The 24,655-nt window shown below is 35.4% G+C and carries 25 protein-coding genes; 15 read left to right on the plus strand and 10 right to left on the minus strand.

Annotated elements, in window-relative coordinates; all coding sequences use genetic code 11:
- Positions 1-23 precede the first annotated feature (23 nt).
- The 5 genes from EGI22_RS08900 to EGI22_RS08920 form a co-directional block, all read right to left on the minus strand.
- Positions 24-326, minus strand: a complete 303-nt coding sequence (locus EGI22_RS08900) for a ferredoxin (protein WP_255067855.1) — start codon at positions 324-326, stop codon at positions 24-26.
- Positions 327-943: 617 nt separating this feature from the next.
- Positions 944-1,681 (minus strand): shikimate dehydrogenase, encoded by a 738-nt coding sequence (locus EGI22_RS08905; protein WP_255067856.1) that lies wholly within the window; start codon positions 1,679-1,681, stop codon positions 944-946.
- Positions 1,681-2,331 carry a VTT domain-containing protein gene (locus EGI22_RS08910; protein WP_255067857.1) on the minus strand — a complete coding sequence of 217 codons (651 nt, stop codon included), beginning with the start codon at positions 2,329-2,331 and terminating at the stop codon, positions 1,681-1,683. The genes EGI22_RS08905 and EGI22_RS08910 overlap by 1 nt, the downstream gene beginning before the upstream one ends.
- A 3-nt stretch (positions 2,332-2,334) precedes the next feature.
- Positions 2,335-3,159 (minus strand): phosphosulfolactate synthase, encoded by an 825-nt coding sequence (locus EGI22_RS08915; protein ID WP_255067858.1) that lies wholly within the window; start codon positions 3,157-3,159, stop codon positions 2,335-2,337.
- 149 nt (positions 3,160-3,308) lie between these two features.
- Entirely contained in the window at positions 3,309-4,649 is a 1,341-nt protein-coding gene (locus EGI22_RS08920; protein WP_255067859.1) for an MFS transporter, read from the minus strand.
- 128 nt (positions 4,650-4,777) lie between these two features.
- On the opposite strand from EGI22_RS08920, the gene EGI22_RS08925 reads away from it, so the two are divergent.
- The 9 genes from EGI22_RS08925 to EGI22_RS08965 all read left to right on the plus strand — a co-directional run bounded on the left by EGI22_RS08925 (position 4,778) and on the right by EGI22_RS08965 (position 14,902).
- A complete protein-coding gene (locus tag EGI22_RS08925; protein ID WP_255067860.1) occupies positions 4,778-6,169 on the plus strand; it encodes a POTRA domain-containing protein in 1,392 nt (463 codons plus the stop codon).
- Between the two features lie 76 nt (positions 6,170-6,245).
- Entirely contained in the window at positions 6,246-6,710 is a 465-nt protein-coding gene (locus EGI22_RS08930; protein ID WP_255067861.1) for a hypothetical protein, read from the plus strand.
- Between the two features lie 98 nt (positions 6,711-6,808).
- A complete protein-coding gene (mutL, locus tag EGI22_RS08935; RefSeq protein ID WP_255067863.1) occupies positions 6,809-8,656 on the plus strand; it encodes a DNA mismatch repair endonuclease MutL in 1,848 nt (615 codons plus the stop codon).
- Between the two features lie 57 nt (positions 8,657-8,713).
- Positions 8,714-9,373 carry a rhomboid family intramembrane serine protease gene (locus tag EGI22_RS08940; RefSeq protein WP_255067864.1) on the plus strand — a complete coding sequence of 220 codons (660 nt, stop codon included), beginning with the start codon at positions 8,714-8,716 and terminating at the stop codon, positions 9,371-9,373.
- Between the two features lie 33 nt (positions 9,374-9,406).
- A complete protein-coding gene (locus EGI22_RS08945; RefSeq protein ID WP_255067865.1) occupies positions 9,407-10,312 on the plus strand; it encodes a rhomboid family intramembrane serine protease in 906 nt (301 codons plus the stop codon).
- A gap of 69 nt (positions 10,313-10,381) precedes the next feature.
- Complete coding sequence (gene dxs, locus EGI22_RS08950; protein WP_255067866.1) at positions 10,382-12,310, plus strand: 1-deoxy-D-xylulose-5-phosphate synthase; 1,929 nt, start codon at positions 10,382-10,384, stop codon at positions 12,308-12,310.
- A gap of 106 nt (positions 12,311-12,416) precedes the next feature.
- Entirely contained in the window at positions 12,417-13,322 is a 906-nt protein-coding gene (locus EGI22_RS08955) for an EamA family transporter (protein WP_255067868.1), read from the plus strand.
- A 19-nt stretch (positions 13,323-13,341) separates the two neighbouring features.
- The gene (locus EGI22_RS08960; protein ID WP_255067870.1) at positions 13,342-14,145 is read left to right on the plus strand and encodes an AAA family ATPase; all 804 of its coding nucleotides are present in this window, start codon (positions 13,342-13,344) and stop codon (positions 14,143-14,145) included.
- 190 nt (positions 14,146-14,335) lie between these two features.
- Positions 14,336-14,902, plus strand: coding sequence for a hypothetical protein (locus EGI22_RS08965; RefSeq protein WP_255067872.1), 567 nt, complete (start codon positions 14,336-14,338; stop codon positions 14,900-14,902).
- 297 nt (positions 14,903-15,199) lie between these two features.
- Here the strand turns inward: EGI22_RS08965 and tyrS are convergent, their stop codons facing one another.
- The 4 genes from tyrS to EGI22_RS08985 all read right to left on the minus strand — a co-directional run bounded on the left by tyrS (position 15,200) and on the right by EGI22_RS08985 (position 19,189).
- Positions 15,200-16,513 carry a tyrosine--tRNA ligase gene (gene tyrS / locus EGI22_RS08970; RefSeq protein ID WP_255067874.1) on the minus strand — a complete coding sequence of 438 codons (1,314 nt, stop codon included), beginning with the start codon at positions 16,511-16,513 and terminating at the stop codon, positions 15,200-15,202.
- Positions 16,514-16,520: 7 nt separating this feature from the next.
- A complete protein-coding gene (locus EGI22_RS08975) occupies positions 16,521-17,159 on the minus strand; it encodes an outer membrane beta-barrel protein (RefSeq protein ID WP_255067876.1) in 639 nt (212 codons plus the stop codon).
- Between the two features lie 142 nt (positions 17,160-17,301).
- Entirely contained in the window at positions 17,302-18,618 is a 1,317-nt protein-coding gene (locus tag EGI22_RS08980) for an outer membrane beta-barrel protein (protein WP_255067877.1), read from the minus strand.
- Positions 18,611-19,189, minus strand: coding sequence for an RNA polymerase sigma factor (locus EGI22_RS08985; protein WP_255067878.1), 579 nt, complete (start codon positions 19,187-19,189; stop codon positions 18,611-18,613). The genes EGI22_RS08980 and EGI22_RS08985 overlap by 8 nt, the downstream gene beginning before the upstream one ends.
- Before the next feature lie 259 nt (positions 19,190-19,448).
- Here EGI22_RS08985 and EGI22_RS08990 point away from each other — a divergent pair, with 259 nt between their 5' ends.
- Together EGI22_RS08990 and EGI22_RS08995 are read left to right on the plus strand one after the other, a co-directional pair.
- Positions 19,449-20,096, plus strand: a complete 648-nt coding sequence (locus EGI22_RS08990) for a hypothetical protein (protein WP_255067879.1) — start codon at positions 19,449-19,451, stop codon at positions 20,094-20,096.
- A gap of 310 nt (positions 20,097-20,406) precedes the next feature.
- A complete protein-coding gene (locus EGI22_RS08995) occupies positions 20,407-21,045 on the plus strand; it encodes a carbohydrate-binding family 9-like protein (RefSeq protein WP_255067881.1) in 639 nt (212 codons plus the stop codon).
- 307 nt (positions 21,046-21,352) lie between these two features.
- On the opposite strand, the gene EGI22_RS09000 is transcribed toward EGI22_RS08995, so the two are convergent.
- Positions 21,353-21,904 (minus strand): cob(I)yrinic acid a,c-diamide adenosyltransferase, encoded by a 552-nt coding sequence (locus EGI22_RS09000; RefSeq protein WP_255067883.1) that lies wholly within the window; start codon positions 21,902-21,904, stop codon positions 21,353-21,355.
- A gap of 119 nt (positions 21,905-22,023) precedes the next feature.
- Between EGI22_RS09000 and EGI22_RS09005 the strand changes: the two genes are divergently transcribed.
- The 4 genes from EGI22_RS09005 (at position 22,024) to EGI22_RS09020 (ending at position 24,627) form a co-directional block, all read left to right on the plus strand.
- Positions 22,024-22,524 carry a hypothetical protein gene (locus tag EGI22_RS09005; protein ID WP_255067884.1) on the plus strand — a complete coding sequence of 167 codons (501 nt, stop codon included), beginning with the start codon at positions 22,024-22,026 and terminating at the stop codon, positions 22,522-22,524.
- Positions 22,524-23,720, plus strand: coding sequence for an S-adenosylmethionine:tRNA ribosyltransferase-isomerase (locus EGI22_RS09010; RefSeq protein WP_255067885.1), 1,197 nt, complete (start codon positions 22,524-22,526; stop codon positions 23,718-23,720). The genes EGI22_RS09005 and EGI22_RS09010 overlap by 1 nt, the downstream gene beginning before the upstream one ends.
- Before the next feature lie 3 nt (positions 23,721-23,723).
- A complete protein-coding gene (locus EGI22_RS09015) occupies positions 23,724-24,206 on the plus strand; it encodes a hypothetical protein (protein ID WP_255067887.1) in 483 nt (160 codons plus the stop codon).
- Positions 24,207-24,285: 79 nt separating this feature from the next.
- Positions 24,286-24,627 (plus strand): hypothetical protein, encoded by a 342-nt coding sequence (locus EGI22_RS09020; protein ID WP_255067889.1) that lies wholly within the window; start codon positions 24,286-24,288, stop codon positions 24,625-24,627.
- Positions 24,628-24,655 lie beyond the last annotated feature (28 nt).

The raw sequence follows: 24,655 nt of genomic DNA on the forward strand, positions 1-24,655 counted from the left end.
GGCACCAAAATAAAATTGATTTTTTAGGCGATAACCAAACGCTCCACCGCTTCGTTTCCTACCAAATGCTTCTCGATGATTTCTTCAACATCGTCCAAAGTAACTTTGCCATAAAAAACGCCTTCAGGATAAACCACCAATGATGGTCCCAAAGCACAAGTATCCAAGCAACCTGAACGTTGAGCTCTTATCTCAAGATCTAATCCTCGCTCTTTTAAACCTGCCTTAAAGGCATTTACCAACTCCATACCTCTTTCGCTACCACAACATTTTTTGGGTGCGTCTTTATCGTTTGTACAAACAAATACGTGTTTTGTATATTTCATTTTTTGATAATTTTATTTCTTTTTAAAAATCAAGCTCAAGCTCAAAAAGCAAGTTTAAGTTCAAGTTCAAGTTCAAATTCGAGTTCAAATTCAAATTCAAATTTAAGTTCAAGCTTTTTCCTTTCAGGGTTTTGATTTGTTGTCTGTGTCCTGATAGTTATAGGGAGGGCAATTAGAACAATTTCACCCCTTCGGTGTTTTAGCCTCTTGGTTTTGACTTGTTAATTATAATAATACCACCCCTTCGGGGTTTTAGCCACTAGGTTATAACTTTTTAATTATAATAATTCCACCCCTTCGGGGTTATAGTCTCTTGGTTTTGACTTTTTAATTATAATAATTCCACCCCTTCGGGGTTTTAGCCACTTGGTTTTGACTTTTTAATTATAATAATTTCAACCCTTCGGGGTTATAACTTTTTGCTTTTTGACTTGTTAATTATAATAATGGCACCCCTTCGGGGTTTTGGTTTCTTTACTTTTTTAGGGTTATTGTTATTTCAAAATATTCAAAAACCGTTTCACCAATAATCACCAAAAGCCCTCTACAAACCAATAACTAAAACACTAATTAACCAATACACAAATACACTTTTAACTAATAAACCAATAACCACATCACTCACCCCAAATCTCCCAAGACTTCTCGGCTTGATAAACCAGCATGTCGTAGCCATTTTTAGTTTTGGCTCCATTGGCTTTGGCTTTCTGCAAAAACTGCGTTTCTGATGGATTATACACCAAATCGAAACAAAAATGATTACTTGTGAATGTCTCGTAATCTAAATCGGGGAAACTTGCTACATTGGGATATGTACCCAATGGTGTGCAGTTTATCACCAATTTATATTCTGCCAAAAGCTCATTTGCCTTTCTGTAATTTATCGTATGCTCCGAAGCTCTTCTTGAAACCAATTCGAAGGGTATCTCCATGTCTTCCAATGCCACACAAACTGCTTTGGCTGCACCTCCGTTACCCATAACAAGAGCTTTTATACCTTTGGCATTGCCCAAAAACTCCTCTAAAGATTTACGAAACCCGAAATAATCCGAATTATAACCGATTAGTTTTTTGTTTTCTGCAACTTTTATCACATTTACAGCCCCTATTCGCTTAGCAGCAGGATCTACTTCAGTCAGAAATTGCATCACATCAACTTTGTGCGGGATCGTTACATTCAATCCAACCAAGTCTTCATTTTTGCTAATCAAAGACTTCAATTCTTTTATATCCTCCATCTCAAACAACTCATACTGATGTGTTTGAGACAGTCCTAATTCTCCGAATTTTTCCGTGAAATATTTCTTTGAAAACGAATGTGAGAGCGGAAACCCAACTAAACCGTATTTTTTCATTAGGCTTTATTATTAAAAAACTTCACTTTTACAATTCCCCAAAGCATCGGTAAAATAGATACGAAGACTATTCCTAAAACCACTTTTTCGAAGTTGGCTTTTACAAATTCATTGTTGCCTAAAAGATAACCAATCATTGTAATACTTGTAACCCACAACACTGCTCCGACGAAGCAGAAGGTGATATAGGTTCGGTATTTCATACTTGCCGCACCTGCCACAAATGGAGCTATAGTCCGGATGATAGGCATAAACCTGGCAATAATAACCGCTTTTGGTCCATGCTTTATATAAAACTCCTCGGTCTGGGTGATGTATTCTCTTTTCAAAAAAAGAATCTTTTCTTTAGACTTTACATATTCGCTAAATCTCCTTCCAACAAAATAATTGACATTGTCGCCTAATAAAGCCGCAAAAATCAAAAGTGGAATTACAAATGCAACATTCAGCTGACCAGTAGTGGCGGCCAACAATCCCACAGCAAATAGCAATGAATCTCCAGGCAAAAGTGGCATTACGATCAGACCCGTTTCTACAAAAATCACTAAAAACAACAAAGCATAGGTCAGCTTGTCATATTCGGCTAAAAAGCCCTGAAGTGTGGTTAATGGGTCTTTTAAAAATTCTAATAAAAAATGAATCAATTCCATAGATTAGTCGTCTTGTCTTATGCGGTCGTCTTGGTAGTATCTACCCAATTTGTATTTTTGTTTTACATCGTCTGATAAGAAAGTCGCGAAAGTATCGCCTCTTAAGCCCAAACGGATGGTTTCCAAAGGTATGATTTCGTTTGGAGCTATATTTCCAAGGTTCACATTAGTACCCACCAATTTCACAAAATATACTTGTTGTGATTTTTGAGGAGCTTCCCAAATGATATTTTCGGCCGAAATAGCGTGAATTATCTCGTCCACTAATCCTTGTCTAACTTCTCCAGAACTTCTGTATAGTCCTATATTTCCACCTTCACGAGCTTCTCCGATTACTTTCCAAGCTCCTGCTTGCAGCTCAGCTTTCATCATTTCGATCCATTTATAAGGAGCAAAAATCTTTTCCGCATCTTTTGAACCTACTTCAGAAAGCACTTTTCCTCTTTTGGCCAACTCTGATATATAGTGACATTTTTCGTCATGAGGCAAGGTAATAGAGCCATCAGAGACCTCTGCAAGCTCTAAATTAAATTTATCTAATACTCTCATGTAGTCTTCAAACTGATTTCTAACCACGAAAGCTTCGAAAAGCGTACCTCCAAAATAAACTGGAATGTTGGCGTTTCTGTAAACTGCTAATTTATCTTGGACATTTGGTGTAACAAACGAAGTTGCCCAACCTAATTTTACGATGTCTATATGGTTTGATGATATGCTAAGCATGTCTTCTGTTTCTCTGATACTTAAGCCCTTGTCCATCACCATGGTAAGGCCTTCATTTCGAGGTTGTAAAGTACGCTCGGGCACTTGCGAAAGCGAATAATTCATTTCTTCTCTCTTAGTTTTTACGATTAATTACAAAATGCAAAAGTACAAAATACCCGCATTGATTTTATGACTTCTGACAATTAATAAAAGATTTGAACACAAAAACCACGATAGTGCAACAAAATCGTGGTTTTGTGAGATAAAAAAGCTTAGTGTCCACCCATCGGAACGGCTTTTATATCAATATTTTGATTGGGCTTGGCTTTTATTAGCAATGTTGCAGCGGCAGCTATCAGCAAGAATACACCAGCGAAAGTTATTGCCTTGCCAGGGTCATTGTTGAGGAAATGCTTTAAAATATACCCAAAAGACAGGGTTTGAATAAGCATCGGAATTACAATCATCATATTAATTATACCCATATATACACCATAACGTTCTTTGGGAATCTCACTTACCACTATCAAATATGGAATTCCCATCATACTTGCCCAACCTATTCCAAAACCTGTAATGGCAGGGAATAGCAAATATTTATTTTCAATCATTGGAAATGCTAAAAAACCTAAGCCTGCTAATAATAAACAAAATGCATGTACTTTTTTAGGTGAGTATTTTTTGGCAAAATATACCAAACTAAATGCCACCAAAAACATCACGATATTGTACCAGCCGTTTACCAAACCTGACCAACTCACGGCCTCACTATAAGTAGGATTATCCTGATATACCGTGGTTTTCCAAACAGATTGAGCAATACTTTTGGCAGAATTTTGCCAATAACAAAACAAAGCATACCACTGAAATAAATAAACCAATGCCAATTGCCAGAGCACTTTAGGCATATCTTTAATGGCTCCAATTATATCTATAAAAGGAGATAAAATACTCAAGGGCGATGCTTTCATCTCTGCTAATTCTTCTTCCGTTGGAGGAATCTCGGACGTACTTCTCATACTCCACCATACCGAACCAATAGAACATACTGAACCAAGAAAAAATGAAGCATAAATCCAAGTGGGTAAGGAGCCTGTAGTCCCCAAAAAGATCATTGGAAAAATAAAAATTGAAAGATTGACCAAAGTTTGTCCGAGACCCGTAAAAAAGCTTTGAGCCTGAAAACCTGTCGGTTGCTGAGACTCATCTAATTTATCTGCAATAAATGCTCTATATGGCTCCATGGCTGTATTATTGCCCACATCTAAAATCCATAAAAGTCCTGCTGCCATCCAAAGCGAACTACTAAATGGGTAAAACAAAAGTGCAATGCTACACATTAAAGCCCCAATAAAAAAGTAAGGTTTTCTTCTTCCAAACTTTGGCGACCAAGTTTTGTCTGACATAGCACCTATAATTGGCTGTATCAACAAACCCGTCATAGGACCTGCAAGATTTAACAAGGGGATTTCGTCTGGGCTTGCTCCCAAAAAATCATAAATAGGATTAACGGCACTTTGCTGAAGACCAAAACTGTACTGGATTCCGAAGAATCCAACGTTCATGTTTATGATATTTGCAAAAGTCAATTTCGGTTTAAAGGTTTTCATCATAGGTTTTTCGTATTAGTATTTTTACAAAAGAAATGAAAAAAATTATATTCTGAATTATCCTTTTGAATATTTATTAAAATTAAAATAGTTAATATTGCGATTAGGATTGAGGCGGAATACTTTGCAGAATGAATATCAGCGTTAAATTTTATATATTCTTTGTTTTTATTTTTACATTTTTCAGCTTTGGGTCATATTCCCAAAAGTCTTTTAGTGTAGAACAAATCCAAGTAACTGGAAATCATAAAACTAAACGAGATATTATAGTTAGAGAATTAACCTTTAAACAAGGTGATACACTAAGTTTAACCAATATTGAGCAGGTTCTAGAACGCTGCAGACAAAATATCATAAACACAAATCTTTTCCTTACAGTAGAGGTATTTTACAACGAGTCAGGAGATCATATCCACGTATTTGTGGCAGTAAAAGAACGCTGGTATTTAGTTGTACTACCTGAAGTATATTTAGCAGACAGAAGCTTTAATGAATGGTGGTATCTCCGAAATCGAGACCTCAACAGACTAACCTACGGCCTTACTGCCAAGCACTTTAACCTAAGTGGCAACAATGACCAGATCAAGTTTAAAGCAATGAATGGCTTTATCCCCTATTTTGAAGTTTCCTACTCCAAACCTTATATAGACAAACGAAAACGAATTGGCATAAGAGCGGGTGCTTTTTATTCCACACAAAGAACGATGGCCTATAGAACTTGGAATGATAAACTAGATTTTTTTTCAACAGAAAATCGCATGAGGGAACGGCTCGGTGCCATATTTGAACTTCGACTGAGAAATGCTCACTATCATTTTCATAGCATAAACTTAGGTTTTACAAACACTACTATAGCAGACACTATAAGCCAACTAAATCCCAGATATTTTGGAGAAAACACACTTAATCAAAAAGTCTTAAGCTTTGTTTACGATTACAGATTTGACAAAAGAGATAATCGACAATACCCACTAAAAGGCACATTATTGTATACTCAACTTAATAATTCCTTTGTTTTTAATGGCTACAATCAAACCAGTATCTATGGACTTGGTGGCTATTATAGGCCTTTAGGCCATTCATTGTTTTTCGAATCTACACTAAGAGGAAAAATATCAACGCCTAAAAAACAATATTATCCACTTGTTGCAGGATTGGGCTATGGGAACAACCTAGTGCGTGGATATGAACTGTATGTTATAGACGGCCAACATTACGCTTTATCAAAAAATACTTTAAAATATGAAGCCTTCAAAAGGACTTTTAATTTAAAAAATCTCATAAAACTTCCTCAATTTAACACACTTCCATTGGCCATCTATCCTAATATTTATTTCGATTTTGGGTACATTAAAAACTACTACCCTATTTATAGTAATTCTAAATTATCAAACAAATTATTAAACGGTGGTGGAATTGGCTTAGATTTTGTGACTTGGTATAATAGCAACGTCAAAACATCCTATTCTATAAATCAATTTGGTGAACGAAAATTCTTTTTCGGTATCTCTAGAGATTTATAAAAAATTTCATAAATGTTTTGTAAATCGTTTTTTTTCAATACTTTAGTGCTGTATTTAATAACCCATTGAGTAAAAATTGAACACTGTCGCCTTAAAAATCCCTAAAAGGAGGAGCGAAAACTCCGCTATTAGTAAGCTTTCTAAAAAAATATTTGATTCTAACGAAGGTATATTTCGTGGTTTTAGATTTGGTCAAGATTTGGACGAAATTATTTCCCAAGAAAGATTCAAAGTATTTGAAAAAGAAAAAGAATACACTGGTGTATCGTTTACAAACACCAAAATGGAAACTATTGACATTCTATACTTCAAGAATGTTTTCAATAAGTTAGACAAAATCCAAGTTGATGTTTTTATGAACACCGAAAAATCTGCGAACGATTTATTCGATGCTTTTTATTTCCAAATTTTCGAAAAACACGGCTTCCCTATTCCAATAAAAGATGGATATTGTTGGAACCATGAATTTGAAACGAAAATTTCACTTACAAAAGTGGAAAACCAAATTGAACAAGGTTTACTTTTGGTTTTTGAAAAATAAAATCTCTGGTATTTTTTTAAGCAATTCCTAATTACTTCCTGTTCTCATTCGGAATTCCCTCATAAATTTCGGAACTTTGCCATTTAATTTTGATATAAATGGACGTAATTAGACTTCTTTCAGATTCGATAGCCAACCAAATAGCAGCGGGTGAGGTTGTACAAAGACCAGCATCGGTAGTGAAAGAACTTATGGAAAACTCCATTGACGCCGAAGCTACTCATATTCAGCTAATTATAAAAGAATCAGGTAAAACCCTTATACAAGTTATAGACGACGGAAAGGGTATGTCTACAACTGATGCGAGGATGTGTTTTGAACGCCATGCCACTTCCAAAATCAAAGAATCAAACGACCTTTTTAATATCCGTACGATGGGTTTCAGAGGGGAAGCCTTAGCTTCGATTGCGGCTGTAGCCCAAGTAGAACTTCGGACCAAAAGATCTGAAGACGAATTGGCTACCTCCATAAAAATAGAAGGCTCGGAATTTAAAGGTCAAGAGTTTATCCAGGCTCCTCAGGGCACCAATCTTTCTATCAAAAACCTTTTCTTTAATGTACCAGCAAGGCGAAATTTTCTTAAAAGCAATCCAGTAGAGACCAAACATATTTTAGAAGAATTCCAGCGAATTGCTCTAGCACATCCTGAAGTGCAATTTTCGATGTTTCACAACGAAATAGAGATTTATAACTTACCTTCTGCCAAACTTAGCAAAAGGATAACCGATGTTTTAGACAAAAGCTACAGAGACCAATTAGCTCAATGCCAAGTAGATACACCTTTTATAAAAATCAATGGATATGTAGGCAATCCGCAAACAGCAAAAAAATCAAGGGGAGAGCAGTACTTTTTTGTAAATAAAAGATTCATAAAAAATAACTACTTGCATCATGCTGTTACTGGGGCATTTGAATCGACCATACCACAAGGAAGCCATCCTTTTTACACATTGTTTATAGAAATTGACCCAAGTCATATCGATATAAATATTCATCCTACCAAAACCGAGATAAAATTTGATGATGAAAAGGCAATTTATGCTATTTTGAGATCTACAGTAAAACAAGCAATTGGCGTTTATAATCTTACGCCAAGCATTGATTTTGAAGCTGATATAAACATTGGCAATTACGCCAGCAACCACAACCCTCGACCAACACAAAGCCCAATCCGAAGCTCTGAGTCCTCGATTTCATCTTTCGAAAAAGAGCCTCGTTCTTTAGGAGAAATAAACCAAAAAGACAATAGAACCAATTGGGATAAGCTTTTTGATGGTTTTGGAACCAAGAAAGACTTCGCTGAAGATGAACCTCAACAAGTAATATTTAGTAGTAAAATAAACAAAATAGAAGAGGTAGTCCCGCTTCCAAAAGACGGTACAGACATAAACGCGATTCAGGTTCATCATCAATACATAATAGCTCAAGTAAAAAGTGGATTGATGCTCATAGACCAGCAAAGTGCCTATGAACGAATATTTTACGAGAAATACCTGAAAGAAATAAATACACAGCATGGAATTTCGCAACAGTTATTATTTCCTAAAACTGTAACATTGAATTCTATAGACTATGCTTTGAGTTTTGAAATTATAGACATGATCCGGAATATCGGTTTTAATGTCGAAGAATTTGGCCAAAATACCTATCTAATAAATGGGGTACCAAGTCAGTTTATGGATGAAGACGAAGGTGTTTTGTTTAAAAGTATTATTGAACAATACAAAATAAACGAGAACAACCAAAAAGTTGATAAAAAGGAGGCATTAGCTAAAACTTTGGCAAAAAGAAATGCCACCAAAATGTCGAAATCTTTAGGTAAACCGGAGATTTCAAGCCTTATAAATCAACTTTTCGAGACTTCTATGCCATCAATTAGTCCTGATGGAAAACAGGTTATGCGTATTCTTAGTTTAGAAAAAATCGCTACCTTGCTTTTAAATTAAAGCCAAAAAAAGAATTATTCTTTCTTGGATTTCGTATATTATAATAAAAACAAATTTATGTTTGACAGAATCACGCCGATGGTTAAAAACCTTCTGATAATAAATGTCGCAGTTCATTTTTTTGCGAGTATCTATTCAGTGGATTTTATACATCAATATTTCGCTTTCTTTAATCCCCTACTTCCTAACTCGCCAGACTTAATCAACCCTTTGTTTAAACCGTGGCAGTTTATTTCCTATATGTTTTTACATGGTGGTATTGGGCATTTATTCAGTAACATGTTCGGTTTATTCATATTTGGCTCAGCTTTGGAAACCTATATGGGTTCGAAAAAATTCTTAATTTATTACCTTATTTGTGGTATTGGGGCTGCTATTTTAAATTCTGGCTTAGATTTTTATCAAATGTCGCAAATTCCAGTTGATAGTATAGATTATCTAAGACAAGCTAGAATTCCAATGGTAGGAGCTTCAGGAGCAATATTCGGTATTTTGATGGCATTCGCATTTTTATTCCCAAATGTCGAAATGATGCTTTTGTTTTTTCCTTTCCCTATAAAAGCCAAATATTTCGTAACAATGTATGGTATTTATGAGTTAGTTCAAGGTACAGCTGGTCTACAATCAGGCATTGCACACTTTGCTCATATTGGCGGTTTGATCACTGGATTCATATTATTAAAGTTTTTTGGCTTTTCTAAAAGAAATTATTATTAAATTCGTACTCGAATTAATTCAATAAAATTGCTGATGCGGAGTGTATTTTCGGACATATTGGATGTTTTCAGAAAAAAAGACAATCAAGTCATTCAATTGATTTTGATTAATGTTTTTTTGTTTTTGTTTTTGGAATTACTAAAATTCAGCTTTAGATTTTTGCCTCAACCAGACTTATATTTAGAGTTTTTATCTAAAAACTTTTATCTAAATAGTTCATTTCTAGAGAATATACGAAGACCATGGACACTTTTCATCTTCCCATTTACCAATCCAGGCGTACTTAGTGTCCTATTCAATGGCTTGGCTTTATTTTGGTTTGGACATATCCTATCAGACTTCTTAGGCACAAAAAAAACAATGATTATCTATATCTTAGGAGCTATTGTTTCCGTGTTTTTTTATCAAGCAGTTTGGGGATTCTTGGGACTATTCAACAGAACGGAAGTTTACAATGGCACACTTTATGGTGCATCAGCTGGTCTTTATGCCATTATGTTTGCTGCTGTGGCACTTTTACCAGAATACGAATTAATGTTCTTTAGGTTTTTCATAAAACTCCGTATAATAGCCATTAGTTTTTTAATATTATCCTTGTTATTAAATAGATACACAGGAATTCTTAACCTGGGAGCAGCAAGTTTTGGATATTTACAGATAAAATTTTTACGATCAGGTTTTAATATTACAGAACCAGTGGAAAACATTTTCAATTGGTTTTCGAACCTTGGAAAACCCAAGAAAAAAATGGTAATGAAAAGCTTCAGCAAAACGCCAGCTGGAGAATATAGCAGCACAAAGTTTTTCGATAATACGGATACACCAGACCAAGCTGAAGTAGATTATCTTTTAGATAAAATAAATAAAGGAGGCGGTTACGAAAGCCTTACCAAAGAAGAGAAAAATAGACTTTTCAAGGCAAGCCAAAGTAAAGACTGAATATTTTCAATGAAAACATAGTAAACATTTTAACTGGTATTTGGTTAGAATGAAACAACTAAATAGAATATGTTAATTACCCAGGGAAATCTTTTGAAGGATATAAATTATCCTGAAGATTTAAAAAAATTAAATCCAAGTCAACTGCATCAAGTATGTCAGGAATTAAGACAATACATCATAGACATGGTTTCTACGCATGGCGGGCATTTTGGTGCCAGTTTAGGAGTAGTAGAACTAACAGTTGCACTTCATTATGTTTTCAATACGCCTGACGATCAGCTGATTTGGGATGTAGGTCATCAAGCTTACGGACATAAAATATTAACTGGAAGAAAAGAGCAATTCTATACCAACAGAATGTATGGTGGTATTTCTGGTTTTCCGAAAAGAAAAGAAAGTGTTTATGATTCGTTCGGTGTAGGGCATAGCTCTACTTCAATTTCCGCTGCTTTGGGTATGGCAATGGGCTCAATGCACAATGGAGAAAAAGACAGACAGCATATTGCGGTTATTGGTGATGGAGCTTTAACAGCCGGATTGGCATTTGAAGGAATGAACCACGCCGGTTCTATAAATGATGCTAACCTTTTGATTATTCTTAATGACAACTGCATGGCGATAGATCCAAATGTAGGTGCTCTTAAAGAATATTTAACAGACATTACTACTTCTAAAACCTACAATAAAGTAAAAGATGAAGTCTGGAATTTACTCGGAAAGATGAGTGCTTTTGGACATAGTGCAAGAGAGATCGTTTCTAAAGTAGAAAATGCCATGAAAGGTGCTTTATTAAGTCAATCTAACTTTTTTGAAGCTCTGAATTTGAGGTATTTCGGTCCAATTGATGGGCATGACATTGACCACATGGTTGAGGTTTTGAAAGATTTAAAAAGCATTCCTGGCCCGAAAATATTGCATGTTTTAACCGTAAAAGGAAAAGGCTATGGCCCTGCAGAATTAGACCAAACCAAATGGCATGCTCCTGGGCTTTTTGATAAAGTAACAGGTGAGATACAGAAAAAAATTATCACAAAACCTACAGCTCCAAAATACCAAGACGTATTCGGAAATACTATAGTAGAATTGGCAGAAAAGAACCAAAAAATAGTTGGGATCACACCAGCGATGCCATCAGGTTCTTCATTAAATATCATGATGAAAGCTATGCCTGACCGTGCATTTGACGTTGGCATAGCGGAGCAACATGCGGTTACACTTTCGGCTGGTATGGCTACGAGAGGCTTAACAGTTTTCTGCAATATCTATTCTTCGTTTATGCAACGTGCTTACGATCAAGTAATTCACGATGTTTGTATTCAGGAATTGCCCGTGATTTTCTGTCTAGACAGAGCCGGTTTTGCTGGAGCTGATGGCCCAACTCACCACGGAGCTTATGACATTGCATTTATGCGTTGCGTACCTAACATGGTAGTGGCATCACCTATGAACGAAGAAGAACTTAGGAATTTAATGTTTTTGGCTCAGTCGGATTCTTTTCAAAGTGGACATGAAGCCATTACTTTGAGATATCCTAGAGGTGAAGGTGTAATGCCAGAATGGAGAACGCCTTTTTCAGAAATTAAGGTAGGAGAAGGAAGAAAAGTAAAAGACGGCGAAGATTTGGCGATATTGAGTTTTGGGCCAATCGGCAATGAAGTTACCAAGGCTATTGCTTCATTAGAACCACAACTCTCTGTGGCACATTACGATTTGCGTTTCGCAAAACCTTTGGATGAGGCATTACTTCATGAGGTTTTCGAAAAGTTTGATAATATAATTACGGTAGAAGATGGCTGTTTACAAGGCGGCATAGGTTCGGCCATATTAGAATTTATGGTTGACCATAATTATCATGCAAAAGTAAAACGTCTAGGAATACCTGACAGATTGGTTGAACATGGAGAACAGCAGCAATTGTATGCTGAATGTGGATACGATGCCAAAGGAATAGTTGCTTCAGCATTGGCATCTGTAGAAACTGTCATAAAGGCTTAATCAAGAATTTCTGATTTTAGATGTACCTCAAAACTAAATTCGACACCTAAATATACTCAAATATTGCTTTGTAAATGCAAATTTACGTAAGGTACAAATATCATTAATGGAATTTTTCAATAACCCCAAGGCCAATTTATTCTTAAATCTTCTTTTGGTCTATTTTTTATGGGGAAGTACCTATTTGGGCATGAAAATCGGCTTGGAAGACTTAAGTCCGTTTTTGCTTACAGGTACGCGTTTTTTGATAGGTGGAATTTTGCTCTTAATAATTACAGTTGTTTTTACAAAAAATCGAGACTTTAGCAAAGCCAAAGGAAGCCTTTTGATTGGAGGGATATTATCAGGAGTTGGTAGCTCTAGCATGTGTTTTGGTATTAATTATATTCCCTCCAGCATAGTTTCTCTATTTGTAGCAGCATTACCCATTTATACTTTAGGCCTCGACTATTTTTTCTTTTCTAAGAAAAAACCATCTTTGGCCTCCATCCTCGGTCTTAGCTTAGGTTTTTGTGGAATTGTATTACTTTTCAATCCATTTGGTACGAGCTACGACGTTGGCAAAGAACAATTATTTCCCATTTTGGTAATCCTTTTTGGTTCAATCAGCTGGGCTTATGGCTCATTAATAAGCTACAAAACACCCCAAGCAACAGGTTTTTTAGGTGTAAGTTTACAGTTGATTTCAGGTGGAATTATCGCCATAATATTATCGATGGTTTTAGAGTCTGGGCAAATAGAGGAACTTAAATCTATGCATGCTCGTAGTATATGGGCCATTGTCTATTTAATAATTTTCGGATCTTATATTGGATATTCTGCTTTTGTTTGGTTGATAAATAACGCCCCGCCTATTTTAGCATCATCGTATGCTTATGTTAATCCTGTGGTTGCATTGATTTTGGGATTTTATATCGGGCACGAAAAACTAAGTATTTTGTCAATTATGGCAAGTATTATTTTATTATCAGGGGTAGTTTTAATGACCATCGGTAGGCGAAAAGTTAGATGATAATTTAATTTGAGGACTTATGATATTACAATCTGTAGGCTTAAGGAATTTACCAGAAACTGAGGAATTTCCGTTTAATTTAGAACTGGTTAAAAACCTAGAAACCATCAAGTTTAGCTCTAATATCACTTTTTTTGTGGGCGAGAATGGTTCAGGAAAATCTACAATTTTAGAAGCTATTGCCTATTCTTCTGGTGTACCAACGGCAGGAGGAATCTCTATTGCTGATGATCCATTGATGGAGCCGGCCAGAGCCTTAGGCAAAATGCTCTCTTTGAGATTTACAGAAAAAACACATAGAGGCTTTTTTGCAAGAGCTGAGGATTTCATAGGCTTTGTGAAAAACATTCTTCGCAGCATAGCCGAACTAGACGCCGAAATAAAAGAAATAAAAGAAACCTGGACTGGAGGAGATATAAACCTCGCCCTAAGTCCCCTACTGAGTGAAAGAAAAGAGATAACCGACCGCTACTCTGAAAACCTAGATGCTATGAGCCACGGAGAAGGGTTCCTTAAATTTTTCAATACCAGGATTACTGGCAAAGGCCTTTACCTCATAGACGAACCCGAAGCTGCACTTTCGCCACAAAGACAATTATCTCTGATAGCCCTTATTCTTGAAAAAGTTAAAACTGTAGATGCACAGTTTATTATTGCGACGCATTCGCCGATAATACTAGCAATGAAAAACGCCCAAATTCTCCAATTCGAAAACAACACCATTACTGAAACTACTTACAGAGAAACTCCGCATTATCAGCTAACGAAGGCTTTTTTGGATGGACCGGAGGTGTTTTTGAGAGAATTGGAAAGTAAAAATTGAAGAATTAAAGAATTGCAGTTTTTTCGTTGCAATATTTGATTTCTAAATCCCTAGTAAATAATTTGATTATTTCGTCGTTACTAAATTGAATTATAAATAGAGCACAATGAAGAATTTTTATTTAATCTTTTTTTTATTTTCCTTTTTTGCTTGCAAAGAAGACTTTGCTTTCAAAAAAGAGACATTTTATTTGCTGCCTAACACACGAAATTGGAAAGTAGACACTAAGAAATACGAAAAAATGAGCTTTGAGAGCTCCACGAATGAAAATATAATGTTGGATTTGGCATATAACAGAGAAGAATTTTCACCTTCCAAAACCACTGTTGCAGGTATACCAACAAAGATTGCTAAATACGAGCGAATTACTCAGACATTTAATGGATTGGGCAACAGTTTCAGCATAACAATGGACGGTTTTGATGAACCATTGGGCAATATGGTTTCTGTGCATTTAAACAATATTGGTTTTTCTTTGAAATTCTCGAATTTTGAGCTGTTCAATGTAAGTAACAATAACCAATCCTTCACTAACCCCAATTATTCTGGCGTTAATTCCAGTAAAATTCAATCGATTGTAAAATTTGAATCAGATTTTAAAGTTAATGAAAAAGTTTTTCCTCAAGTCTTAGTTTTTGAATTGAAAGATGGAAAAATAGAAGATTTGGAGGTAGACAAAATCATTCTAGCACCCCTAGTTGGTTTAGTTTATTTTAAAACCCAAAGCGGAGTTGAATATTGGAGGGTAAATATTTAATAAAAATCAAAAGGCATGATAAAAACACATGTTGAGTGAAGTAATTTTCTCTTCTTTCTTAAGGGTTTTTAACGCTTTTTCTACTTTTTCTTTGTCTATTCCTGTAGCTTTGCTTCTAGCTCGCCACATTTCATAGGTAATGCGGAATTCTTTAAAGTTTCTAATACTTCCATCTGTGTTTTTTTCCTTTCAAAAATATATTTTCTTAAGTTATGAAAAAATGAGTAACTGTATTTTTTTAGCAAAAAAAGCCTAGTAAAATGCTTCACTAGGCCTTATTTTCAATATTTATTAGGTTTACCCCACCTCCACAATATGATTCTTCTTCCCTTTTCCTATTAAAATATACTTACCAGCAAGCAAACTAATTTCTGAAACGGAGAGTTTTTCGTCTTGTTGTTTTTCTTTGTTTATGCTTACCGCATTGCCTTGTAGGGCTCTTTTAGCTTCACCTTTTGAAGTGTAAATTTCTCCTTTGGTCGTAACAGAAATCAAGTCTAAAAACGATGGACAAGCATCGAATTCTGCTTTTGAGATGGTAGTTTGAGGTACACCATCAAATATTTTTTTAAATGTAGCTTCGTCTAAACTTTGGAGAGTTTCAAGTGTTGCTTTTCCATACAATACTTCTGAGGCTTTTACGGCCAATTCATATTGTTCTGCTCCATGTACTCTTGTGGTTACGTCTTTCGCAATGGCTTTTTGCACTATTCTCAAATGCGGAGCCTCTGCGTGCTGAGCTTCTAAGCTTTCTATTTCCTCTTTTGACAAAAGCGTAAATACTCTAATCAGTTTTTTGCAATCATCATCGGTTTGATTTATCCAAAACTGAAAAAACTCATAAGGACTCGTTAAATCAGGATCTAACCATACGTTTCCACCTTCTGATTTACCGAACTTGGTTCCGTCAGACTTGGTAACCAATGGCGTAGTAAGTGCATAAGCCGAATATTCTACATCACCTTCTGCATCTGAGCCATCGTTGTTTTCTTTCCTACGAATCAACTCTGTTCCTGTGGTAATATTCCCCCACTGATCTGAGCCACCCATCTGTATTTTCACGCCTTTGTGCTTATACAAATGATAGAAATCGTAGCCTTGCAAAAGTTGGTAGGTAAACTCAGTGTAAGATATACCCGTAGTTATACGATTTTTCACTGAATCCTTGCTAGACATGTAGTTTACCGTCAAATACTTTCCTACTTCTCTCAAAAACTGCAAAAATCCAAAGTCTTTGAACCAATCGTAATTATTGACCATTTCGGCACTGTTGGCCTCTGCGTTAAAACTCAAGAATTTTTCCAATTGCTTACGGATACCTTCTTGATTTTCTCTCAGTATTTTCTCGTCTAGAAATTGTCTTTCAGAGGATTTCCCTGAAGGATCGCCCACCATACCAGTGGCTCCACCGACCAAGGCATACGGTTTATGGCCCGCACGCTGCAAATGCACCAAAAGCATAATAGTGGCCAGATTGCCAATATGAAGGGATTTTGCTGTAGGGTCAAAGCCAATATAGGCCGAAGTCATTTCTTTATCTAACTGCTCCTCTGTGCCTGGCATCATCTGGTGAAGCATACCACGCCACTTAAGTTCTTCTATAAAATTCATCTCTCGCTTATTTCTTTTTCTTTACACCATATTTTTTCTTCCACAAATAATACTCCGAAAATGTATATGTGGCGGAAACTTGAACTGCCCTATTGCGGAAATCAGTTGGGGTAATTCCTTGTTTTGATGTGCTTACATTTTGTAGTCCGTGTGAGTATCTGATATTCAAACTCAAAAGCGAGAACATATCTAGCATATTTATTCTAGTACCTACTATAATGCTTTTATCAGTAGCTACATCAGGTCCATATATGGTTAAGCCATCTTTCTTGTAACCGGTATTTAATGCCCAACTTGGCTCAAATCCTCCTTCAAAATAGATGCCTTTGAAAGGTGTAAATCCTAAAATGATAGGTGTAGAAAAATATTTGTACGAATATTTGGCAGCACTTGGGGATTTGAAAGTTGCACCTTTTGTTTGATAAATAAACTCAGGCTGTAGGCTCAATCGACCAACATTTAATCTGGTAAATATTCCTCCTTGATAACCAACTGAAAGCTTCTTGTCAAATGTTATGGTGTCCAGGGTCGAAATACCAGTTATATTTAAGCCAACTTTTGGACCAAACTCAAAAAGTCTAGGTTTAAATTGTGCAAAAGCAGTAGTACAAAACAAGGTTAGTATCAATATTCTAATGGAGTGCATTATTGGTTTTTTTATAATTGAAACGCTTTTTAATTGCAAAAAAGTCTGCAAATCTACTAAATTTTAAGCCTTTATTTATTCTAACTATAAAAAAAATCCTGCCTTTGTATTTCAAAAAGCAGGATAAGGTTTAAAAGGATTCTTATTTTTTTAATGAAAACTTCAAAGAGGCATTCAATCCGAATCTCTTTGGAGGCACTAAATAGGATGCCTGCCTGAAAGGAAACTCGAAATATGGCGACAACTGACCTGCAAATCGCTTGTATTGGTATTGTATACCCATTCCATAATACCAGCTATTGAATACTTTCGGTTTATATTGATTATCAAATCTTATAAATGACGAATTCCCAGCGAAATTCCTTCCCACATAACTAACTGATTCTAATACAGATAAATCCAGTTTAGTTCCCGTACTCATCATAAATGAGAGGTTGTATTTAACCGGAACATAGTATGTAAAATACAAAGGCAACTTAATGCTAGAAGTTTCAATTTTGATATTCTCTATCGTTTCAGGCTTACCACCAACATAAGGTCGATATCGCTCTTCAAACTGCTTTCCGGTACCGCTATTAAAATCTTTTGGCAATCGATAATCAAACTGATTTTTGCCTGTTATCAACAATCCTGTATTTAGAGCAAATCTATCTCCCAAGAAAATCTCAACTGCGGGCCCCATACTTTTAAACTTGGTACCCATATAGTCTGCCGAAACCCCAAATCTAGCATTTATAGATTTTAGATTTAACTTTTTCTCTTTGCTTGGTTCAGTTGGAGCCTCAACTTTTTTCTCCGGAATTATCAATTCTTCGGCGACCAATTTTTCCTCTCCCACATCCTCCGCAGCATTCTCTTTTGCCTTGGCTAATTCTTTGGTTTCCGTTTTTTCACCCGCATCACTTATAAGCTTAGACTGGCTTGTATTAGGATCCATTTCTGGTTGTGTGTCTGATTCAATTGCCAAATTTCTTAAATCAGCATTTTCAGACTTTGACAATCCCTTTCCATCTTTCAGTGCTTTTTCTTCTTTATTCAAATCTTTTTTAGACCCTACACCTACTATGCCTCTACTTTCAGTACCAAAAGGTTCAACTTTAGCATATTCGTCTCCAACTTTCACATATTTGGTGACATATTGCGTAGCATATATGGTATCGTTTTTATATATGTATACGGTGTCAGTAACTGTAGTTAAAGCGGGAATATTTGAGATAGTAGAGATTTTATCATTCAGTAATTTGTTTTCTTTTTTAATAGTTTGATTATTGTATTGAGTTCCTAAAAATGCCACAGTAGCTATGCCACCAAACATCCAGCCGCCATAGTCTCTCATAAAACTGAGATACCACGGTATCGGCATTGACCGTTTGAGTTTTTTCCACGCGGCCTCCTCATATTCGGGCCGGATAGACTCCAATTTCTTCCTTATATTATTATCAAAATTATTCTCAGACATGATTATTTTGATTTATGTTTTCGTCTAAGTACATCTTTACCCATTCTTGCATTTTGTGTCGAGCTTTCACTAGGTTAGACCTCGACGTTCCTTCATTTATATTTAACATTTCGGCTATTTCGGCATGCGAATAACCTTCTACTACGTAGAGCGAAAAGACCATCCTATAAGAAGGTGGTAATTTTTGGACCAATTCTAATATTTCTTCAGCGGACAACCTTTCTATTAAGCCATCATTGCTCTCTATTTGAGGTGCATTCTGAATATCTATTAAACTTACCTTTGGGCTGTTTTTCCTGTAATAATCTATGCAAGTCCTCACCAAAACCGTTCGAAACCAAGCCTCAAAGGACTGATTGGCATCGTATAGTTTTATTTTGGCAAAAACCTTCAGGAAACCATCGTTCACCATTTCGTCGACCTCATCGCTTGAGCCGGCGTATCGTAAACATATCTTTTTGGCCAAACCATAGTATTGCTCGAAAAGATGCTTCTGAGCTGACCCCCTGTCTGCCCGACATCCATCCAAAACACTTACTAAGTCAAAAGATTTGTTTCTTTTAAAAATCACAAGATGTTTTTTATATAATTAAACTGGAATACGCAAAAGTATACGAAATTCTTTAAGTGAAACGTTGCTTCGAAAATTTAAAAAATATTTTTTTATCCTTAGGCAACGAAATTTCAACCTGTTTCCGTAAAGTATTTTGAAAGGAATATAAACCTTTATATTTTTTTTTAATCATAAATACATTCCATGGAAAAAATTTACTTGTAAGAGATTCTTACATTCTTAAATCAAATTTTTATCAATTATTATCTAAATTCTTATGAAAAATTTAAAAGTTCTAGTTCTTGTTTTGTTTGGTGCAATGGTAGGTTTGACATCATGTGACATGTCAAATATCTCTCCAAGTACTAATGACGAATCTGCAATGGTAGATTTCTTGTTTCTTGCTACTGCTGATAGCTCAGGCACTGGTCATCAACATGGCAAAAAGAGAAATCTAACGGAAATTGACGTAAATGCATTACCCGCAAATGTCACTTCGTACATTTCGACAAATTATGTAGGATCTACAATCGAAAGAGCTGCACAGGACGATTCAAGTAAATATGCGGTAAAAATAATCTTAGCAGACAGTACGCATAGAGGCTTGTTGTTTGATGCTTCTGGAAACTTCCTAAAAGAGTTTTCTGGCAAATGCCATGGCGGCTCACCAATAGAAATTTCGGCTTTGCCAACTGAAATCACAAGCTATATAACAACAAATTATGCTGATGCTACAATAAAAAATGCAAGACAATCTCCTGATGGAAAATACGGCGTTTTAATAATCAATGCCGATGAAACAGTAACTTTATTAGGCTTCGACACTGACGGAAAATTTCTAAATGTGCTAACTATGGACGGAAAAGGTGGACATAGAAAAGGTGGACCAAAGAAAGGAAAAGGGCCATTTGGCAAAGGTAAATGAGGTTGATTCTTTAAAACCATTAAATACTTCCGAAGGAGTTGTCTTTCGGAAGTTTTTTTATGAAAATGATTATAATAGAAAGTAAAAATCAAAATTCATTGTCTAGGATTAAACCAAAAAATGGTATATTTGAATTGAGTAAAAATCTTATCGCCAAAGGGAATGTAATATGCATTGACCTGGTAGAAAATTCAATTAGAATCAAACTTTGAAAATCCTGGAAATTAATTATTTAGCTATTTTCTCTTTTTTAGTTTTATTTTTGCAAACCAATTTTAAAAATATTGGTAAAAAACCAGAAATAAAACCAATGGAGGAATACAAAATAAACCTTAAAAAATCAGGTGAGACGGTTTCACTAAATCCTATTTTTAAACACGCAACGAACGGTCAATCGGCCGAATTCACAACTAGTGTCAGCGTTTCGTATTCCGAAAAATACCTTAGCATAAACTTTGAGTGCCTTCAAGATGAATTTGTAAAACAAAACAATATGACCGAGCACAATGCTCCTTTGTATAATCAAGAGGTTTTTGAGGTTTTTATTAGTCCAGGAGAAGAAGATTCTAAGCATTATTTAGAAATTGAGATAAACCCAAAAAATGCACTTTGGGTAGGAAAAATCAACAACCCGAGTCTTGGCTCTGAAACGCAAACTTTAGACAGCATGATAGAACATGCCGACGCTGGCATAAACCATTCAATTTCAGTTGCTGAAAATTCATGGAAAGGCACTTTGGACATCCCTTGGAGTTTAATTGGGAATGATAAAGATGGAAAATACCGCCTGAATTTTTACAGAATCAGAGCCAATCAATCGCACGAAAATCCAGATTGGACCTGCAATGCCGAAACCTGCGACTTCGTTTGTTGGAGCCCAACAATGTCTGGCAACTCTCCAGCTTTTCATAGACCGAAACAATTTGGGCATTTGATTATTGGGGAGTAGATATTGGTGGATTTGTTATTGGTGGATTTGTTATTGGTGGATCTGTTATTGGTGGATCTGTTATTTGTATATCTGTTATTAGTATATTAGTTTTCCCGGCCTGAAAGGGAATTTATTTTTGTTTTTTCCAAATTGTCAATCGAATTTATGGAATTTCGAAAATCTTGAATCATAAATCCAAAATCATAAATCTAAAATCCAAAATCGTAAATCCAAAATCATAAATCCAAAATCTTTAATCCAAAATCATAAATCTAAAATCGTTAATCCAAAATCGTAAATCTAAAATCGTAAATCTAAAATCCGCTCATTTTCTGGGCTTCCAAGCTACTTCTTCTGTATTTTGCTCTTGGGTGATTTTTCTTGAAAGCACAAAAAGATAATCTGAAAGTCGATTTAAGTATTTGATAATCAAAGGTTCTACTTCCTCTTCATGTGAAAGCCTAATTACCTGACGTTCGGCTCTTCTACAAACTGTACGGGCAACGTGAGCTTGTGAAACCAAGGTATGCCCACCCGGAAGTACAAATGATCTTAGCGGTGGAATTTCCTCATTATATTCATCCATGGCATTTTCTAAGACCTCTATGTCGCTTTCAAAAAGCTCCGGAAGTTTGCTTTTATTGTATTCCTCCTCAGAAGCTAAAGTTGAACCAATAGTAAATAAACGATCTTGGATTTCTTTCAAAAAACTTTTCCTTGATACATTCTCAGGAGCATCGGCAAGTACACCAATCCAAGCGTTTAGCTCGTCTACAGAACCATACGCTTCAATTTTAATATGATCTTTGGGTAATCTTGTACCACCAACCAAAGATGTGCTACCATTGTCACCTGTTTTTGTATATATTTTTGACATTTTTTTTTCTATTTAATAAATAAGCTGAGGCTTCTGCCCTACCTTTGCGAAACATTTTAAATCAGCAAAAGTTTAACAGAAAACGATAAAGTTAAACACATTTATTCATTCGGTTCAATATGATAAATATATTTTTTAGATTTTGGAGGATAGGTTCGGTAATAATCATAAGCCTTGTCATACTTTTTTGTTATAAAAGTTTGCCTGAAAGCATAGCTGTCGGCCATAATGACCAAGGGTATCCAATTAATTTCATTGGAAAACAACAGTTTTTTTACTGGGCTGCAGGTATAGTTTTCTTTTTAAATTTTTTAATGGACTTACTTCTGAGCCAAATCATAAAAGTAGATTTCAAGAAAATAATCCCACAAAGCATGTGGGCAAACCACTCTACAGCATTGAAAGACCTTTTGCAAGGATGGTTTTCTGCCTTTTTGGCTTTGACAAATACCTATCTTATTTTCGTTGTTTTAGGTCTTAATAACATCAACTCCAACAAAAACCAAATGTTGGATTTCAATTACAATTGGTTGTTGATATTAGGTGTAGTTATACTCATGGGGCTCTTGTTTTATTTACCCTTAAGAATACTTTTCACTAACCCACCGAAAGAGGATTGATGGAAATCAAAATCTCAGATTACGTTTACGATTTACCAGAAGATCGGATAGCTAAATATCCGACAGAACCAAGAGACCGCTCAAAGCTTTTGGTATGTAATGGTGGTAGTATTTCTCACCATTCTTTTCATCAGATTCCTGAATTATTACCCAAAAATACGCATTTGGTATTGAATAATACCAAAGTGATTCCTGCCAGAATGTTTTTCAAAAGAGACACTGGAGCTATCATTGAGGTATTTTTATTAAATCCAGTACTACCAAGTTCTGTGATTTCACAAGCAATGGAGGCTATTGAAGTTTCGGTTTGGGAATGTGTGATAGGCAATAAAAAGAAATGGAAAGATGGCGAAATTCTAACTGCTACCTTAGGAATAGAAAACAAGCAAATTGAGCTTAAAGCTGAAATAGTAGATCGAGAAAACAATCATGTAAAACTTCAATGGACATCCGAAATAGTTTTTAGCAAATTGGTGGAAACTTTTGGAAAAATACCACTCCCTCCTTATCTAAACCGCAGCTCAGAAGATTCGGACTTAGAAGACTACCAAACAGTTTACTCTGAAAACAAAGGTGCGGTAGCAGCACCTACAGCTGGACTACATTTTAGTGAGCAAGTGTTTGAAAACATAGCCGCAAAGGGCATCATTAAAAGTTTTTTGACGCTACATGTGGGTGCGGGAACATTTATGCCCGTAAAAACAGAGAATGCTTTGGAACACCCAATGCACAATGAGCAAATGGTTTTCACACTGGAATTTATTAAAAAACTTGCTAAAAACCTTGAGTTCGTGGTTCCTGTCGGCACAACTTCTATGCGTTCATTAGAAAGTTTGTACTGGTTTGGCGTGAAATTAATAGAAAACCCAGCCTGCTCATTTTTCATAGAAAAACTATTCCCTTATCAAAAAAGAGAAGAAATAACAGCCGAAAAGGCATTGTTTGCTGTAATTTCACATTTAGAAAATTCTAATTTAACTGAAATCGTCGGCCATACAGAGATTATGATTTTTCCGGGGTATAAATTCCAAATATGTAAGGCATTAATCACCAATTTCCATCAGCCTTCTTCTACATTAATAATGTTGGTAGCGGCATTTATTGGAGAACAAAAATGGAAGGAGATATACCAAGCCGCAATGGAAAACGAATACCGTTTCTTAAGTTTTGGCGATTCAAGTTTATTAATTCCATAAAATATGAAACCATTATTATTGATTATTTCTAGCTTCATTTTGATTTCCTGCGGAAATGTAAAAAGAGTAGACACTGCTGAAGTAAAAGAACACATGGCAGAGTACAAAATCAGAAAAGTTAGCAAAATTGACATATTAGAGGCAGCCAATAAATTAGGAAAATCAATCTCAGAAAAAGTAAATGGTGATTTTAATATTGAATGTGTAGATGCCTTGACTTTAGAAAATCAAAAAGTTGAATTACTAAATTTATCATTTTTGAATGAAGAAAGTTTAAAAAACGGCAAAATCGGCGAAATTCTGGAAGCCTACAAATTCTCCAAAGAGCAAAATCAAGCCTTAGGCGAAAACCTGCAAATTGTAAATGACACTTTGTATTTTTATACATTCCCCATCAAAAAAGAAGCCTTGGTATTCAAGAATTGTGAGAAAGATTTGGGTGTAATTTATCTCTCCAAACAACAGCTAATCAAATCCATAAAATAAGGAAAATCCTATTTTTTATTATTTTTTGGCACATTTCTTGATTTTTACTTTAAAGTTCTTGTACTTTTGTGCTTTCAAAATGAGAAAAAATACCATCATATCGAAGATTATTGGGCTTGTAATGCTCATCAGTGTGTTTTCAGCACACATGGCTTCGGCTACGTATGTACCTCAACAGGAGACAAAAACCACCGATTCTGAGAAAAAAGAAAAAGAAACTTCCGTTTTTCAACAAATAAGTCACGAAACGGTAGTTCCTAGTTACGATTTTTATTTTGGCGAATTCCATTTGGTATTTGTCGAAAACTGCATATTTGGTTATGAGGAAAATACGCCTCTTTCCAATCCTAATTATTCTTATCATAGCAATTCGTACTTCGAAAAGCTATTTGAACATCACATAGCGATAAACGCTCCCTGAAATCTCCTTCTTACTGAACATTAGCTTT

Origin of the sequence: Lacihabitans sp. LS3-19 (assembly GCF_024343575.1) — a bacterium.
Taxonomy (GTDB): domain Bacteria; phylum Bacteroidota; class Bacteroidia; order Cytophagales; family Spirosomataceae; genus Leadbetterella.